General features: G+C 67.9%; 11 protein-coding genes. 4 read left to right on the forward strand and 7 right to left on the reverse strand.

Annotation, left to right across the window (positions count from 1 at the left end):
* Positions 1 to 65: 65 nt before the first annotated feature.
* On the forward strand, positions 66 to 5600 hold the full coding sequence (gene uvrA, locus QZT63_RS06240; RefSeq protein ID WP_290649507.1) for an excinuclease ABC subunit UvrA: 5535 nt from the start codon (positions 66 to 68) through the stop codon (positions 5598 to 5600).
* A gap of 22 nt (positions 5601 to 5622) precedes the next feature.
* On the opposite strand, the gene QZT63_RS06245 is transcribed toward uvrA, so the two are convergent.
* From QZT63_RS06245 to QZT63_RS06265, 5 genes are all read right to left on the reverse strand, one after another.
* Entirely contained in the window at positions 5623 to 6195 is a 573-nt protein-coding gene (locus tag QZT63_RS06245; protein ID WP_290649509.1) for a sarcosine oxidase subunit gamma family protein, read from the reverse strand.
* A gap of 4 nt (positions 6196 to 6199) precedes the next feature.
* Complete coding sequence (locus tag QZT63_RS06250) at positions 6200 to 9163, reverse strand: sarcosine oxidase subunit alpha family protein (protein ID WP_290649511.1); 2964 nt, start codon at positions 9161 to 9163, stop codon at positions 6200 to 6202.
* Positions 9160 to 9447 (reverse strand): sarcosine oxidase subunit delta, encoded by a 288-nt coding sequence (locus tag QZT63_RS06255; RefSeq protein ID WP_290649513.1) that lies wholly within the window; start codon positions 9445 to 9447, stop codon positions 9160 to 9162. The genes QZT63_RS06250 and QZT63_RS06255 overlap by 4 nt, the downstream gene beginning before the upstream one ends.
* A gap of 20 nt (positions 9448 to 9467) precedes the next feature.
* Positions 9468 to 10718, reverse strand: a complete 1251-nt coding sequence (locus QZT63_RS06260; protein WP_290649515.1) for a sarcosine oxidase subunit beta family protein — start codon at positions 10716 to 10718, stop codon at positions 9468 to 9470.
* 69 nt (positions 10719 to 10787) lie between these two features.
* Positions 10788 to 11309, reverse strand: a complete 522-nt coding sequence (locus tag QZT63_RS06265; protein WP_290649517.1) for a DUF5943 domain-containing protein — start codon at positions 11307 to 11309, stop codon at positions 10788 to 10790.
* Between the two features lie 366 nt (positions 11310 to 11675).
* Here QZT63_RS06265 and QZT63_RS06270 point away from each other — a divergent pair, with 366 nt between their 5' ends.
* The gene (locus QZT63_RS06270) at positions 11676 to 12587 is read left to right on the forward strand and encodes a methylenetetrahydrofolate reductase (protein WP_290649519.1); all 912 of its coding nucleotides are present in this window, start codon (positions 11676 to 11678) and stop codon (positions 12585 to 12587) included.
* A 105-nt stretch (positions 12588 to 12692) separates the two neighbouring features.
* Here QZT63_RS06270 and QZT63_RS06275 read toward each other — a convergent pair whose 3' ends face one another.
* On the reverse strand, positions 12693 to 13358 hold the full coding sequence (locus QZT63_RS06275) for a nitroreductase (RefSeq protein ID WP_290649521.1): 666 nt from the start codon (positions 13356 to 13358) through the stop codon (positions 12693 to 12695).
* A gap of 136 nt (positions 13359 to 13494) precedes the next feature.
* Here QZT63_RS06275 and QZT63_RS06280 point away from each other — a divergent pair, with 136 nt between their 5' ends.
* Positions 13495 to 14634, forward strand: coding sequence for an acyl-CoA dehydrogenase family protein (locus tag QZT63_RS06280; RefSeq protein ID WP_290649522.1), 1140 nt, complete (start codon positions 13495 to 13497; stop codon positions 14632 to 14634).
* Positions 14635 to 14790: 156 nt separating this feature from the next.
* Here the strand turns inward: QZT63_RS06280 and QZT63_RS06285 are convergent, their stop codons facing one another.
* A complete protein-coding gene (locus tag QZT63_RS06285; protein WP_290649523.1) occupies positions 14791 to 15558 on the reverse strand; it encodes a 3-hydroxyacyl-CoA dehydrogenase in 768 nt (255 codons plus the stop codon).
* Between the two features lie 180 nt (positions 15559 to 15738).
* Here QZT63_RS06285 and QZT63_RS06290 point away from each other — a divergent pair, with 180 nt between their 5' ends.
* Positions 15739 to 16884: a CaiB/BaiF CoA-transferase family protein gene (locus QZT63_RS06290; RefSeq protein ID WP_290649524.1), complete on the forward strand. Its 1146-nt coding sequence runs from the start codon at positions 15739 to 15741 to the stop codon at positions 16882 to 16884.
* The last annotated feature ends 35 nt before the right edge of the window (positions 16885 to 16919 follow it).

Here is a 16919-nt window from a genome sequence, read left to right on the forward strand (position 1 = left end):
GGGCCGTGCCCGCTGGGCACTGAGCCGTTATACTGCCGCTTCACTCCGGCAGAGGCACAGCGCGCATGTCCCGCGAGGTGATCCGCATCAAGGGCGCCCGCCAGAATAATCTCCGCAATCTCGATCTGGACCTGCCGCTGGGCGAGCTTGTGGTGGTGACCGGCGTGTCCGGCTCTGGTAAATCCTCGCTGGCCTTCGACACGGTGTACTCCGAGGGCCAGCGCCGCTACGTGGAGACGTTCTCGCCCTACGCACGGCAATTCCTGGACCGCATGGACAAGCCCGCTGTGGACTCCATCGACGGCATTCCCCCGGCCATCGCCATCGACCAGAACAACCCCGTGCGCACGTCCCGCTCCACCGTGGGCACCATGACCGAGCTCAACGATCACCTGAAACTCCTGTTTGCGCGTACCGCACAGCTCTACTGCGGCGGCTGCGGGCACCGGGTGCAGCGCGACGACGCGGAGAGCATTGCCGCGCGGCTGCTGGCCCGGACGCAGGGGCAGCGCGCCATGGTCGTGGCAACCGTGGCCGTTCCCCAAGGGCTCACGCCGGGGGAGCTGCAGGGCCTGCTGGAGCGCCAGGGCTACACGCGCTTCCACGGGGTCAACGATCGCTACGTCGAGGTGGTGGTGGACCGGGTCCGCCTCGCTGCCGATCGCCGTGACCGCCTGGTGGATGCCCTGGAGGCGGGACTGCACCTGGGCCGCGGCAGCGTCGCCGTGCACCCGCTCGACGACGACCGCGCACCTTTAGCACCCTGGCGCTTCTCCGAGGATTTTCACTGCGCCGACTGCGATATCCACTATCAGGATCCGTCTCCGAGCCTGTTCTCCTTCAACTCGCCGGTGGGCGCCTGCGAAACGTGCCGCGGCTTCGGTCGCGTCATGGGCATCGACTACGACCTGGTCATCCCCGACCAGAGCCGCACCCTCGCCGAGGGTGTGATCCGCCCCTGGCAGTCCGGCCGCTCGGCAGAGTGCCAGCAGGATCTCATGCGTTACGCCCGACGCCGGGGCGTGGCCACGGACGTGCCCTGGAAGGACCTGCCTCAGGAAGACCGGGATTGGGTGATCGAGGGCGAAGGCGGCTGGAATAGGGACTGCTGGTACGGCGTTCGCCGGTATTTCGACTGGGTGGAATCCAAGAGCTACAAGATGCACATGCGGGTACTGCTCTCGCGCTACCGCAGTTATGACCGTTGCCCGGACTGCGACGGTGCCCGCCTGAAGCCCGAGCCCTTGCTCTGGCGCGTGGGCGGCCATGACGAGGTGGACCAGGTGATGCGGCGCGAACAACGCGCCCGACCGCGGGATTCGCGACTGGACCATGAGACCATGCTTGGCCTGCCCGGGCTGAACCTGCGGGACATGCTGCTCCTGCCCCTGGCCCGGTTGCAGGCCTTCTTCGCGGCCGTCCACCTGCCCACGCCCCTGGACGAAGCCGCGGCACTGCTGCTGGAGGCCATCGGCACGCGGCTGCGCTATCTCAACCAGGTAGGCCTGGGCTATCTCACCCTGGACCGCCAATCACGCACCCTCTCGGGCGGCGAGGTCCAGCGCCTCAATCTCACCACCGCCCTGGGCACCTCCCTGGTCAACACGCTGTTCGTCCTCGATGAACCCAGCATCGGCCTGCATCCGCGGGACATGGGCCGCATCATCGAGGTCATGCAACGGCTGCGCGATGCCGGCAATTCGTTGCTGGTGGTCGAGCACGACCCCGACGTCATGCGCGCGGCGGACCGCATTCTCGATATTGGCCCCGGCCCCGGGGAGCGCGGCGGCGAGGTGGTCTGCTTCGACACCCCGGACGCCGTGGCCGCCACCGCCGGCTCGCTCACCGGCGACTACCTGGCGGGCCGGCGCACCGTGGCTGCGGCACGCCCGCAGTCCCGTCGCGGTACTCCCACGCAATGGCTGCGCCTGCGCGGCGCCACGCAGCACAACCTGCAGGGGCTTGACGTGGACATCCCGCTGGGGCGACTGGTGTGCGTGACCGGCGTCTCGGGCTCCGGCAAGTCCACCCTGGTCACCGACGTGCTCCACAACGCCCTGGCCAAGCGCAAGGGCCGCCCGCCAACTGCAGCCGTCCAGGTCGAGATCCTCAGCGGCGACACCCAGATCGACGACGTGGCCCTGGTGGACCAGTCCCCCATCGGCAAGACCACCCGCTCCAACCCGGCCAGCTATGTGGGCGCCTTCGAGCCGATCCGCAAGGCCTATGCCGCGGAGCCCCTCGCCCGGCAACGGGGCTACAAATCGGGCACGTTCAGCTTCAACGGCGGCGCCGGCCGCTGCCCCACCTGCGGCGGTAACGGCTTCGAGCACGTGGAGATGCAATTCCTGAGCGATGTCTACATCCGCTGCCCGGACTGCGACGGACGCCGCTACCGCGACGAGGTGCTGGCGGTCAAGCTGCCGCCGGCGCCCGGCCATGAGGATGACGCGCCCCGCTCGATCGCCGGCGCCCTGGAACTCACGGTCACCGAGGCCACGCGTTTCTTCGCCGACAACCGGGAGATCCTGAACCGCCTGGAGCCGCTGGAGGCCGTCGGGCTGGGTTACCTCAAGCTCGGACAGCCCGTGCCGACCCTCTCCGGCGGCGAGGCCCAGCGGGTGAAGCTGGCCGCCCACCTGGGCGAGGCCGCGCGGCGGCGCAAGGGCGGGGGCCGCACCCTGTTCCTGTTCGACGAGCCCACGACGGGGCTGCATTTCCATGACGTGGCGGTGCTGCTGCGGGCCTTTGAACGCCTCCTGGATGGCGGCCACTCCCTGGTGGTCATCGAGCACAACCTGGACGTCATCGCAACATCGGACTGGCTCATCGACCTGGGACCAGAGGGCGGCGACGCCGGCGGCACCCTGGTCGCGAGCGGCACGCCGGAACACGTGATGGCGGTCGCGGATAGCCACACGGGCCGGGCTCTGACCAGCCGCGAGCACGGGGCGGTAATGCCTGCGGCGGCCCTGCCGGCGGTGGCCGAGGCGCCGCCGGCGTACCGGCTGCCCGACGCGATCACCATCCACCACGCGCGGGAGCACAATCTCAAGAACGTGGACATCCGCATTCCCCGCAACCGGCTGACGGTGATCACCGGGCTGTCCGGCTCCGGCAAGAGCACGGTGGCATTCGACATCCTCTTCAACGAGGGCCAGCGCCGCTACCTGGAATCCCTGAACGCCTACGCCCGGCAGATCGTCCAGCCCGCCAGCCGTCCCGACGTGGAGGCCATCTTTGGCATCCCGCCAACGGTGGCCATCGAGCAGCGCACCAGCCGCGGCGGACGCAAGAGCACCGTGGCCACGCTGACCGAGGTGCACCACTTCCTGCGCCTGCTGTATGTGAAACTGGGCACCCAGCACTGCCCGGACTGCGACCGGGCCATCGAGGCGCAGACGCCCGAGGCCATCTGCGCCCGGATCGTGGGGCATTACCGCGGCCGTGAGATCACGCTGCTGGCACCGTTGATCGTCGCCCGCAAAGGCGTCTACACCGACCTGGCCAAGTGGGCCGCCAACAAGGGCTTCGGCCACCTGCGGGTGGACGGCGACTACCTGTCCACGGCCGACTGGCCGCGGCTGGACCGCTTCCGCGAACACGATATCGAGCTACCCGTGGCCACGCTCAGCGTGAACCCGGCCGCAGAATCGACCCTACGCACGGCGGTGGAACACGCCCTGGAGCACGGCACTCACACGCTCAAGCTGGCCGCGGACGGCGACGCCGACGTGGTCTTCTCCAGCACGCGCGCGTGCCCCGGCTGCGGGCGCAGTTTCGAGGAACCGGACCCGCGGCTGTTCTCCTATAACTCCAAGCACGGCTGGTGCCCGGCCTGCTACGGCACCGGCCAACTCCTGGCCGGGTTCGACGCCGAGCAAAGCGGTGAGGAGCGCGCCTGGCGCAACGGCGAGGAGGAGCCGGTGACCTGCCCCGACTGCCAAGGTCATCGGCTCAACCCCGTGGCCCTGGCCATGCGCTTCCGGGGGCAGTCCATCGCAACGCTGTCTCAACGCGCCGTAACCGCCGCGGCCCAGTGGGCCGAAGGGCTGGCCCTGGAGGGCCGCGAGGCCGCCATCGCCCGGGATATCCTGCCAGAGCTGCGTAGCCGGCTGGCGTTTCTCCAGCAGCTGGGGCTCGGCTATCTGGCCCTGGACCGGGCCGCGCCCACCCTCTCCGGCGGCGAAGCCCAACGCATCCGCCTGGCCGCGCAGCTGGGCTCCAATCTCCAGGGCGTGTGCTACGTCCTGGACGAGCCCACCATCGGGCTGCATCCGCGGGACAACCGCATGCTGCTGGATACCCTCCAGCGACTGGAAGGCAAAGGCAACACCATCGTGCTGGTGGAGCACGACGAGGACACCATCCGCCGCGCTGAGCATGTCATCGACCTGGGGCCCGGCGCCGGCGTGAATGGCGGACGCGTGGTGGCCGAGGGGACTGTGGAGGCGCTCCTGAAGCATCCCGACTCGGTCACCGGCCGCGCACTGTCCAAGCCACTCAAGCATCCGTTGCGGGGTTCCCGGCGCGGCTTTCCGGCCGCAGCGACACTGACTGTACAGCAGCCCCGCCTGCACAACCTGGCCGGCGCGGACGTGGACTTCCCGCTGCAGCGCCTGGTCTGCGTCACCGGCGTCTCCGGCAGTGGCAAGTCCTCCCTGGTTCGGGGCGTTCTGCACGCTGGCCTCAAGCGGCAAACCGGCCGGCGCCGCGGCGATCCGGCACCGACCCTGAAGGGCTGCGAGGCCATCATCGGCGCCCACCACGTCGACCGCGTTCTGGAAGTCGACCAGACCCCCATCGGCAAGACACCCCGGTCCTGCCCCGCCACCTATATCGGCTTTTGGGACGACATCCGCCGTCTGTACGCGGGCACCGAAGAAGCGCGGCTGCGCGGCTACGGCCCGGGCCGTTTCTCCTTCAACACCAAGGACGGCCGCTGCCCCGGCTGCGACGGGCAGGGGATCAAACGCGTGGAAATGAACTTCCTGCCCGACGTCACCGTGCCCTGCGAGCTCTGCCACGGCCGACGCTTCACGCCGGAGACCCTGGCCGTCACCTACCGCAAGCGCTCCATCGGCGATGTGCTGCGCATGAGCGTGGATGAGGCGGCCGATGGCTTCGCCGCCCACCCGAAAATACACCACGCCTTGGAGCTGCTGCAGGCCGTCGGGCTTGGCTATCTGACCCTCGGCCAACAAAGCCCGACGCTGTCCGGCGGCGAGGCACAGCGCATCAAGCTGGTCACGGAACTGGCCAAGGCCCGCGTTGACGGCAAGGGCCGCCAGCAGCCGCACACCGTCTACGTGCTGGACGAGCCCACGGTAGGGCTGCACATGGCGGATGTGGAAAAGCTCATCCACGTGCTCCATCGCCTGGTCGACGCCGGCAATACGGTGGTGCTCATCGAGCACAACCTGGACCTCATCGCCGAGGCGGACTGGCTCATCGATATGGGGCCGGAAGGGGGCGCGCACGGTGGCCGGGTGGTGGCCCGGGGCGTGCCCGAGGACGTGGCCGCCAAGGACAGCTCGCATACGGCCCGGATCCTGCGGGAGTTTCTCGGCGATGGGCGGCAACAGCGGGCGGCGCAGTGAGCGACCACACCAACCACGCCGCTCACCCGTCCATTCTCCGCATCACGGCGTGCAGCCAGTCCCGCAGGTACCCACTCATGCTGCGGCGGATCAGCAGCCGAAACGTCGGCGCCGCATCGAGCTGCCACAGCACCACCGAGGCGTGGGCGAGGCGGGTCTGGGCGCACTGCCCGGGCCCGAATTCTCGCGGGTGAATGTCAAGCGGTGTGCCGCGGGATAGCGCGTCACGGGCGCGCTCACCCGCCATCTGCACGGCCGCGTAACCCGCACCCAGGGCGGTTACCGCCGCGTGCTGAGTGCCCAAGGCATTGCGCAGGGCGGCAAGCCGGCCCGACGGACCCTCGGCGTCCACCACCGCCAGCCACTCGTCGGGCCCCACCCAGAGCAGGTGCAGCCCCTCGCCCGGCGCCCAGGTGTTGGGCGTCACCGGTGGCGGGCAGCCCAGGGCCGAGGCCACGGCCTCGGTGAAGGCGGGGTCGCCGCCATTTCCCCGCACATTAAGAATCTCCCCGGGGGCAACGGCCTCCAGCCTCATCCCGGTAAAGGCCGGGAGGGCGTCATCCGTCAGCGGTGTCCGTGCAAGCGGTTCGGTCATGGCGTCACCCCTGCGGTGGTTCGTAGAAAGACGGCGCGGTCACCGTCACCGGGATGGCCCCCGCGTCCAGGTCCCAGGCAATGAGGCGTTCGCCGTAACGCTCGCGCCCGCCGTTGACCATAGCCAAGGCGAAACTGCGGCCGATGCGGGCACCGTAATAGCTGGACGTCACCCAGCCCTCCAGGGGCACAGGCGTGGTCTGATCCGGGTTGCGCACCAGCTGCGCCCCCTCGGGAACGATGGTTTCCGGATCCTCCGGCTGCAACCCCACGAACTGCGGCCGGTCCTCGCGCTGGAAGTCCGGGCGGGCCAGGGAGCGCTTGCCGAGGAAATCCTTGCGGTTGCTAAGCAGCCCGTGCATCCCCAAATCCAGCGGGCTCACTGACCCATCCGTGTCCTGGCCGACGATGATGAAGCCCATTTCCGCGCGCAGCACGTGCATGGTCTCGGTGCCGTAGGGGGTGATGCCGTACGGCTCGCCCAGCTCGAAGGCCTTCTCCCACAGCCAGAGCCCGTAGTCGGCGGGCACGCTCACTTCAAAGGTCAATTCGCCACTGAAGCTCGAGCGCTGCAGCCGGGCGGGGATCCCCGCCACGTGGCCTTCCCGCACGGACATGAACGGAAAGGCCTGCGGGTCGAGATCCACGTCCGTGCCCAGGTCCCGCACCAGGTCGCGACTGTAGGGCCCGGCCAGGGAGAGGGTCGCCCAGTGGTCGGTCACCGAAGTCAGATAAACCTCCAGCTGCGGCCACTCCGTCTGCAGCCACCGCTCCAGCCAGGCCAGTACGCGGGCCGCACCGCCGGTGGTGGTGTACATCAGATAGTGCTGCTCACCGAGCCGCGCCGTGACGCCGTCGTCGATCGGCGTGCCGTTCTCGTCCAGCATGATGCCGTAGCGGCAACGGCCCACGGCGAGCTTCTGCCAATTGTTGGTGTACACACGCTCGAGCAGCGTGACCGCATCCGGGCCCTGGATGTCGATCTTGCCCAGGGTGGAGTAGTCCAATGCGCCGATGCCGCGCTGGGTCGCCAGGCACTCGCGGCGGACCGCATCGTCCATGGACTCCCCCGGCCGCGGGTAGTACCAGGCACGCTTCCACTGACCCACGTCCTCGAAGGTCGCGCCCCGGGCCACGTGCCACTCATGCATGGGAGTGTTGCGCACCGGCTGAAACAGCTCGCGCAGCTCTTCGCCCGCCAGGGCGCCATAGGTGACGGGCGTCCAGGCGGGCCGGAACGTCGTGGTCCCCACGGTTTCCAGGTCTGCGCCCAACAGTTCGGCAACGATGCCGGCACCGACGATATTCCCCAGGCGCCCCTGGTCCGTGCCAAAGCCCATGATGCTGTAACGCTTGACGTGCTCGATGGAGCGGTAGCCTTCCCGAACGGCCAAGGCAAGGTCGCTGGTTTTGACGTCGTTCTGCAGGTCCACGAAGGCCGGTGCCTTGCCTTCCGGCGGTTGGGGCGCCCGCCAGAGCACCCGCAGCGCGCCCGGGACGGGATCGGCACCCTGCGTATCGGGCACCGCCGCGACCGCGCCCTCGAAGCCCAGTGCGCCGGCCGCGGCAGCCCCGGCGTGTGCACCTGCCGCCAGCACCTCCGCCAGGTCAAAACGGCCCGCGCAGGCGCCGGCGGAGCGCACGTGCTCCGGCCCCGGCGCCGGGACCGGTGCGGCAAGGTCGTGGTCAAAACGCAGTGGTCCGCGGATGTGGGAGTGGAGGTGCACCGCCGGATTCCAGCCCCCGGAGACGGCGACCAGGTCGCAGTCCAGCCGTTCGTGGCGGTGCCGCGCGAGGTCACCCACCGTGACGGCGGTGACATGCTTGCGCCCGTGGGCACTGAGTACGGCACTGCCGGCGCGCACATCGACACCCTGCTGCCGCGCCGCGGCCGCCAGCGCGCCCGGCTCCTCCCGGGCATCGGCCACCACCACGGAAGCCCCGGCCGCCCGCAGCGCGGCGACGGTCGCGTAGGCGGAGTCGTTGTTTGTGAACACCACGGCCTTGCGCCCCGGTAGAACCCCGTAGCGGCGGATGTAGGTGGTCACTGCCGAGGCCATCATGATGCCGGGCCGGTCGTTATTGCCGAAGACAATGGGCCGCTCGATGGCGCCCGCAGCAATCACCAATTGCCGCGAACGCACGCGCCAATAGCGCTCTCGCGGCCCGGTGCGCTGCTGTGGTGGCACGTGATCCCCCAGGCGCTCCACAAGCCCGACAAAGCCGTGATCGTAGTTGCCGAACACGGCCGTTCGGGGCAGCAGGGTCACCTCGGGCATGGCAGCCAGCTCGGCGACCATGGCGTCAACCCAGACCAGTGCCGGCCCGCCATCAATACGCGCCTCGCTGGCGAGCAGACCACCGCCGAAGCGAGCCTGCTCGTCGGCCAGGATCACCCGCGCGCCGCCCCGCGCCGCACTCAGCGCCGCCTGCAGACCCGCCGGGCCGCCCCCGGCCACGAGCACGTCGCAATGGGCATTGCGACGGTCATAGATGTCCGGGTCCGGCCCGTCGGGCGCATAGCCGAAGCCCGCCGCCGGACGGATCACCTGCTCGTAGCGTTCCCACCAGCCCCGGGGTGACATGAAGGTCTTGTAGTAAAAACCCGCTGGCATGAACGGCGACAATGCACCCATCGCCGCAGCCGGATCCCGTTCGGGACGCCCCACTGCCGGCCGCGCCTCCAGCCCCTCGTAGAGTTCCGTCTGGGTGGCACGCCGGTCCGGCAGCGTCGCCGCACCACGGTCGATCTGCAGCAACGCATTGGGCTCCTCGGCACCATGGCCAACGATCCCCCGCGGGCGGTGCAGCTTGATGCTGCGGTTGACCACATTCACCCCGTTGGCCAGCAGCGCCGACGCCAGGGTATCCCCCGCATAGCCCTGCATCTCGCGTCCGTCGAAACGAAAGCCCACGGGCCGCTCGCGATCCACGAGGCCACCCTGCTCCAGGCGACGGGGCTGGTTCATAGTGCATCCTCCCGGTGCGGCGGTGCCTCATCCAGGCGATAGGCCGCGCGGATGGCATAGGTCGCCGTGTTGCGCTCGACGTTGAACCAGCGGCGGCAGCCGTGGGCGTGCAGCCACTGCTCCCGGTGCCAGCCGCAGGGGTTGGTGCGCATGAATTGATAATCGGCCCATTCGGCGTCCGAGAGGCTCTCGGGCTCCCGGGGCCGAGCGATATGCGCCTCACCGCCGTAACTGAACTCGCTTTCGTCGCGCGGGCCGCACCAAGGGCACGGGATCAGCAGCATGGGGTTTACCTCCGGTCCTTCTAATGCGCCACCGCGGCGGCGCCATGCTCGTCCACGAGCGCCCCCGTCTCGAAGCGCTGCAGTGAAAACGGCTCGTTGATCGGGTGCGGCTCACCGGTTGCGAGCGTGTGCGCGAAGACCCAGCCGGAACCGGGGGTCGCCTTGAACCCGCCCGTCCCCCAGCCGCAGTTAAAGTACAGCCCCTTCACCGGTGTCTTGCCGATAATCGGCGAGGCGTCCGGGCAGGTGTCCACGATGCCGCCCCAGTGGCGCAGCAAGCGCATGCGGCTGAAGATCGGGTACAGCTCGACCAGGGCGGAGAGGAAATGCTCGATGGTCTGCATGCTGCCGCGCTGGCCGTAGCCGTTGTAGGCATCGATGCCCGCACCGATCACCAGCTCGCCCTTGTCCGACTGGCTGACGTAGACGTGGATGGCGTTGGACATGACCACAGTGTCCAGAATCGGCTTGATGGGCTCCGAGACCAGGGCCTGGAGAGGATGGCTCTCGATTGGCAGCCGAAAACCGCCCATCTCCGCCAGCACCCCCGCGTGGCCGGCGACCACGACGCCGACGCGGTCGGCATCGATCGGCCCGCGGGAGGTGTCCACGCCCACCACGGAACCGTTTTCCCGCCGGATCCCAGTGACCTCGCAGTTCTCCACCACATCCACGCCCAGGGAATCCGCGGCGCGGGCAAAGCCCCAAGCCACGGCGTCGTGGCGGGCAATGCCGGCACGGGGCTGCCAGGAGGCGCCCATGACCGGGAAGCGGATACCCGGATCCGTGTTGATAAACGGCACCCGTTTCTTGACCCCGGCCTGGTCGAGCACCTCGCCGTCGATGCCGTTCAGGCGGTTGGCGTTGACGCGCCGGCGGATGTCGCGCATGTCCTGCAGGGTATGACCCAGGTTGAGCACGCCGCGCTGGCTGAACATCACGTTGAAGTTGAGATCAGCGGAGAGGCCCTCCCAAAGCTTCATGGACTGCTCATACAGGGCGGCGGAAGCACTCCAGAGGTAGTTCGAGCGCACGATCGTCGTGTTGCGCCCGGTGTTGCCGCCGCCGATCCAGCCCTTCTCCAGCACCGCGACGTCGGTGATGCCATGCTCGCGCGCCAAATAATAGGCGCTCGCCAGGCCGTGACCGCCACCGCCGACAATCAGCACCCGGTAGCGGCGCCGCGGTGCCGCTTGCCGCCAGGCCGGTTCCCAATGACGGTGTCCAGTCGCGGCGTGGCGGGCAATATTGAGTGCGGAATAGCGTTGCATGAAAACGCTCCCCTGGGTTGATTAAGTCGCGGGGTCGCAGCGCGGGACGCCGGGTGCGATCTGCGCCGTTCAATCGTCGTCGGAGGCCACCGACGGCCGGATCACAAATTCGCAGGCCTCGGCACCGCCGGCGACGCAACAACGCTCTTCGGCAATGGCGAGGTAGTCCGGATCGCTGCAGGCCCAGTTCATGGCCCCTTCGAGCCAGGCAACGAATGTCCGGCAGGCCCGTGCTTCGGAGCCCGGCACCAGGGCGAACGGCGAGTTATATACACGCACCGCGGCGCCACAGTCGTCGGGCCGGCAGTAGAGCAGCTCGAACCGACCCCACCCCCGTTGCGACAGGTTCTCCAGGTAGCGTTCGACCACGGTCACGGGATCACTTCCCGAGCGCTGGGCTTCGGTTGCGCACCAATTGTGGGCCGACCGTCGCGCCACAGCTTGCCAGGCCGCCTCGGCTGGGCCGCCCGCGACCGTGCCCTGCAGTCGCGCCATGTCTTCCCGGGGAAGCAGGAGCATGGGTAGGCCGTCCATACGCCACTCGCCGGACGCCTCATCGATTTCAACAGGAATACGGGTGACGGTTGCCATGGTGCCCTCTCGGCGCGCGCTGGTGCAGAAGTTGGCGGATCCACTCCGCGGCGTCCGGTCCACTCATCAGCAATGGACGCCTCCACCTAAGGTAGAGAAGGGGCGTCACTCCCCGCTGTCCGGCGGCGACGGCACCTTACCTACCTGCGACACCGGGCACGACGCCGGATTTTCCCCTGGCGACATGGAGTTACGCCGTGACGCAGCAGAGCAACTGGTTGTCGCCCCCGAGGCGATGACACCCCACACGCGGCGCTACATTGCGGCCAACGGTACGGCACGCCCCACGCACCCACAGACGTGCCGGCAGCCCGGAAGCCGACGCGGAGACCCCCGGAGGACGAGGCAATGTGGCAGGCGACAGCAGTGACAACGAACGGAGCTGCCCGGGGCTGCGAGGCCCTGGCAGCGCCCCGGTACGAGCTGATCCCCATCGGCGGGATGATGGAGCAGGCCCGCCTGCTCCCGACCGGGTCCACGATCACCGTGACCTGCTCGCCCAAGCACGGTATCGACACATCGCTGCGCCTGGCCGAATCCCTGATCGCTGAGGGCTATCACGCCGTTCCGCACGTGGCCGCCCGGCTGATCCATGGCAACGCGGAGCTGCAGACAATCCTCGACCGGCTGGCCCGCTCCGGCTTGCACGAGGTCTTCGTTGTCGGCGGCGACGCCCCGGCTCCCGCTGGCCCGTATCGCGGTGGCCGCGAGCTCCTTGAGACCATGGCGGCGATGAGCCCACGGCCCGAGATCATCGGCGTTCCGGCGTACCCGGAGGCCCATGCAAGCATTTCGTCCGCGGACATGCAGGGCGCGCTGGACGTCAAGAACGAGCTGGCGGACTACGCGGTTACCCAGATCTGCTTCGATGCACAGGTGATTCTGCTCTGGCTCGCGGCGCAGCAGCGGCGCGGCCTGAGACTGCCGGTGTATATCGGCCTGCCGGGGGTCATCGACCGGATGAAGCTCATGGGGCTCGCCATGCGCATCGGCTTGGGGGCCTCCACGCGGGTGCTGCGACGTCAATCCGGGCTCGCCTCGCGCCTGTTCGGCGGCAGCACGTACCGGCCCGACGAATTGATCCAGGCGCTGGTCCCGGCATTCGATACGCCTGAAGGGCCCGGGCTAGCCGGGTTCCACATGAATACGTTCAACCAGGTGGAGGATACCCTGGCCTGGGTGCAACGAACCGCCGAGGACCTCTGCCAGTGGCACGGTGTGACCAAGAACACCGAGCTACGCGCTGCAACGGCCCGGAACACCTCTGCCGGCTACTGACCCACTCGCGCCGTGACCCGAGGCGGCCTTGCCGCCTCGGGTCACGCATTCACGCACATCCGCCTCCTCACGCCTAACCGTCTGTACGCGGGCGCTTGAGCCAAGCTACCGCACGTACCTTACGACATGGGTGATTGCGGCACGCTCCGTACGGTAGCGATTCACCGGATGGTGTTCGTCGGCATAACCGAAGGCGCAGCCGAATAACAGCTTGCGGTCGGCCGGGATCTCGAAATGGTCACGGATGAGATCCGGGTAGGCGGCGAGCGAGGCCTGGGCGATGGAGTGCACCCCCTGGTCCAGGGCGGCCAACATGAAGGCGTGGATATACACGCCACAATCCACACCCCCGTAGAAGCCCAGGCTCTCGTGACAGAACACCAGCATGGCATGCGGGGCACCGAAAAAGGCGTAGTTGCGAAGCGTCTGCCGTGTTCGCGCTTCACGGTCGTCCCGACCGATCCCCAGCGCATCGTAGAGCGCGGCCCCGCATTGCTTGCGGCGCTCGTCATGCACACCCACATACTCCCGCGGGAAAGGCTGGTCAGGCTGGGCCGGTAGACGGGAGGCGGCGTGCTTGCAGAGCTGCTCGCGCAGGCGCTGCGTGGCCGACGGGGTCTGTGTGACAACCACCTCCCAGGGCTGCGTGTTGCACCAGGACGGTGATTTCTGCGCCACGTCGAGGATGTGCCGAATGATGCCGGGCGGCACTGGATCGGACAGGAACGCACGCGTGCTGTAGCGCTGTCGCATTAAATTCTCAAAGTTCATGCCGAACTCCTTGTCTATAAGGACCCGGTGACCGGCTCACACGTGCGCGCCAGCTCCCAGCCAAGCACCGCGGCAATCGACGCAGCGCCCGGCCGGGAGTAACCTCTGCGGATACCGGGAGTGAAGGAGAAAGACCATGCTTGAGGCCAGCGAAATCGAGCTGTTCCGCGATACACTGCGGCGCTTTCTGGCCAACGAGATTGCGCCCCATTACGCCACCTGGGAGCAAGACAGGCTGTTCCCTCGCGAGGTCTGGAACCGCCTGGGCGAAAACGGGTTTCTTTGTGTGGACGTGCCGGAGGAATACGGCGGGTTTGGCGGTGACTTCCAGCTCTCCGCCGTGGTCGTCGAGGAGGTTGCCCGCATGGGCTTCGGCGGTTTGGCTACCAACATCTCCGTCCACTCGGATATTGTTGCACCCTACATTCTGCATCTCGGCACAGAGGAGCAGAAACGGGCTTGGCTGCCGCGAATGGTCAGCGGCGAGGCTGTAGGCGCCATCGGCATGACCGAGCCCGGCGCCGGCTCGGATCTCCAGGCCATGAAAACCCGTGCCGATGCGCACGCAGACGCGTTCGTCATCAACGGTCAGAAGACTTTCATCACCAATGGCTTCCACGCCGACGTTCTCATCCTGGCGACGAAGACCGACCCCAAGGCCGGCGCCAAGGGGATGACGCTTTTCACGGTGGACACCTCCCTGCCCGGCTTCGACCGGGGCCGCAAGCTGGAGAAGATCGGTCAGCACGGCTCCGACACAGCCGAGCTGTTTTTCCAGGATCTGCGCGTGGCCAGTGACCAAATCCTTGGCGGTGAAGGCCGTGGATTCGCCAATCTCATGACCGAGCTGCCGCGTGAGCGCTTGATTCTCGCCATTGGCGCCGTTGCCGCCTGCCGGGGCATGTTGGAGCGCACCATTGACTACGTGCAGGAGCGCAAGGCGTTCGGCCAGGCGATTGGGGCCATGCAAAACACGCGTTTCGCGCTGGCCGATCTGCATTCCCAGATCGCGGTGAACCAGGCGTTCATCCGGCAGTGCACGGAGGAGTACAACCGGGGTGAGCTCACCACCACGAATGCCTCCATCGCCAAGCTCACCACCACGGACCTGCAGTTCCGGGTGGCCGATCAATGCCTTCAGTTCTTCGGCGGCTACGGCTATATGCAGGAGTACCCAATCGCCCGCGATTTCGTGGATGCCCGCGTGCAGCGCATCTATGGCGGCAGCAACGAGATCATGAAAGAGATCATCGCCCGCTCGATCCTGGGCCGATAACCCCCCCGGGCTCTGCTTCTGCGCACAGGGCGAGCGTGCCGCTCACCAGCCGCCACGGCCATGGATGGGCACTAAATCCTCGACGCGGGTGCAGTCGCGCGCCAGCTCCGGCACCGCAACCCGCGCCGCTCGCCCTTGGCTCCCTGCTCCTCGCCCCTACTTCGGCTGCATACGGATCGCCCCATCCAGTCGTATCGTCTCCCCGTTGAGCATGGTGTTGCCGATAATGGTCTCCACCAGTTGAGCGTATTCATCCGGCCGACCCAGTCGGGGCGGGAACGGCACACTCCTCCCCAAGGCTTCCTGCACCTTCTCGGGCATCGCCAGCAGCATCGGTGTCTCGAACAGCCCCGGCGCGATGGTCATAACACGGATGCCGTACCGGGCCAGGTCCCGGGCGATGGGCAGTGTCATGCCGGCGACACCGGCTTTGGAGGCGGCGTAGGCGGCCTGACCGATCTGCCCCTCGAAGGCGGCGACCGAAGCGGTGTTGATAATCACGCCCCGCTCGCCCTCTTTATCCGGCGTGTTTTCGCTCAGCAGGGCGGCGGCCAGACGGGTCATATTGAAGGTACCCACCAGGTTGATCTGCACGACCTGATTGAACCGGCCCAGGTCGTGCGGGCCGTCCTTGCCGACGGTTTTTTCGGCGCTGCTCACGCCAGCACAGTTCACCAGCCCGTGCAGCGCGCCAAAAGTCTCTTTCGCGGCATCCACGCTGTGCTGGCCATCGGCCTCGCGGGTCACGTCGCAGCGCACGAAGTGCACCGCCCCGCTTAGCTCATGGGCAAGCTTGCCACCCCCCTCCTCGTTCATGTCCGCAACCACAACCCGGGCACCCCGGTCGACCAGGCGCCGCACCGTGGATTCACCCAGACCGGAGGCACCCCCCGCCACAAGAAATACACGCTCATTAATCTGCATATCACTCCCTCCACTCGATTGTCAGATCGCTCTGTCTGCCGCTGACGGCCGGAATCGGTGCAGGCGGGCCGCTTGACCCGCTCTGGAAAACGCTGGACTGTTGGCGCCACGCCCGCGCGCACTCAGACTTGCCGAGACTCGGGCATTGCCCATCACATTACTGACTTGCGGAGGACACCCATGGGCCCCCTCAAAGGCATCCGTGTTGTCGAAATGGCAGGCATCGGCCCTGGCCCATTCTGCGGGATGATGCTCGCGGACATGGGGGCGGAGGTATTGCGAATCGATCGCCTGGGCGCGGCTGCATTGCCGGTGGACGATCCGGTCACCGCCCGGGGCCGGCGCTCCGTGGCACTGGACTTGAAACACCCCGCCGGCGCCGGCACCGTGCTGCAACTGCTCGAGCAGGCCGATATCCTGCTGGAAGGCTACCGTCCCGGCGTGATGGAACGCCTGGGCCTTGGGCCGGAGCCCTGCATGGAGCGCAACCCGCAGCTCGTCTACGGTCGCATGACGGGGTGGGGCCAGGACGGCCCCCTCGCCCAGGCGGCAGGGCACGACCTCAACTACATCGCCCTTTCCGGCGCGCTGCACGGTATCGGCCGCGCGGGCGAACGCCCGGTGCCCCCCCTGAACCTGGTGGGCGACTACGGCGGCGGTGCCATGATGCTCGCCTTCGGCGTCGTCTGTGCGGTGCTCGAAGCGCGCCAGTCCGGCAAGGGCCAAGTGGTGGACGCCGCCATGACCGACGGCTCCTCGCTGCTCATGAGTCTCTTCCACGGCCTCAAGGCCCAGGGATTGTGGAGCAGCGCGCGCGGCACCAATCTGCTCGATGGCGGCGCCCCCTTCTACGACACGTACCCCTGCGCCGACGGCCGCCACATCAGCATCGGCGCACTGGAACCACAGTTCTACCGGGAACTGCTCGAGCGCATCGGCCTCACCGGCGTCCCGGAGTGCGCGGAGCAAATGAACCAGAAGCACTGGCCCGCCATGCGCCAGCGCTTCGCGGCCGTCTTCGCCAGCAGAACCCGCGAGGAATGGTGCGAATTGCTCGAAGGCACGGACGTCTGCTTTGCCCCGGTACTGGACATGGATGAGGCCCCCGACCACTCCCACAATCGGGCCCGCGGCACGTTCGTGCACCACGACGGCATGACCCAGGCGGCTCCCGCTCCGCGATTCTCCCGCACCCGCCCAGAACTCACCACCGGTGCCCGGAGGCCCGGCGAGGACACCGAGGCCGCCCTGGCGGACTGGGGCGTGGATGCGACAACGATCGGCGAACTGCTCGAGCTGGGTGTGTGCAGAGTCCCGACCGGGTAATGCATCTGGACGGGGGCACGAGCCGGGTCGACAAT

The organism is Aquisalimonas sp. (assembly GCF_007120195.1).
Classification (GTDB): Bacteria; Pseudomonadota; Gammaproteobacteria; order Nitrococcales; family Aquisalimonadaceae; genus Aquisalimonas.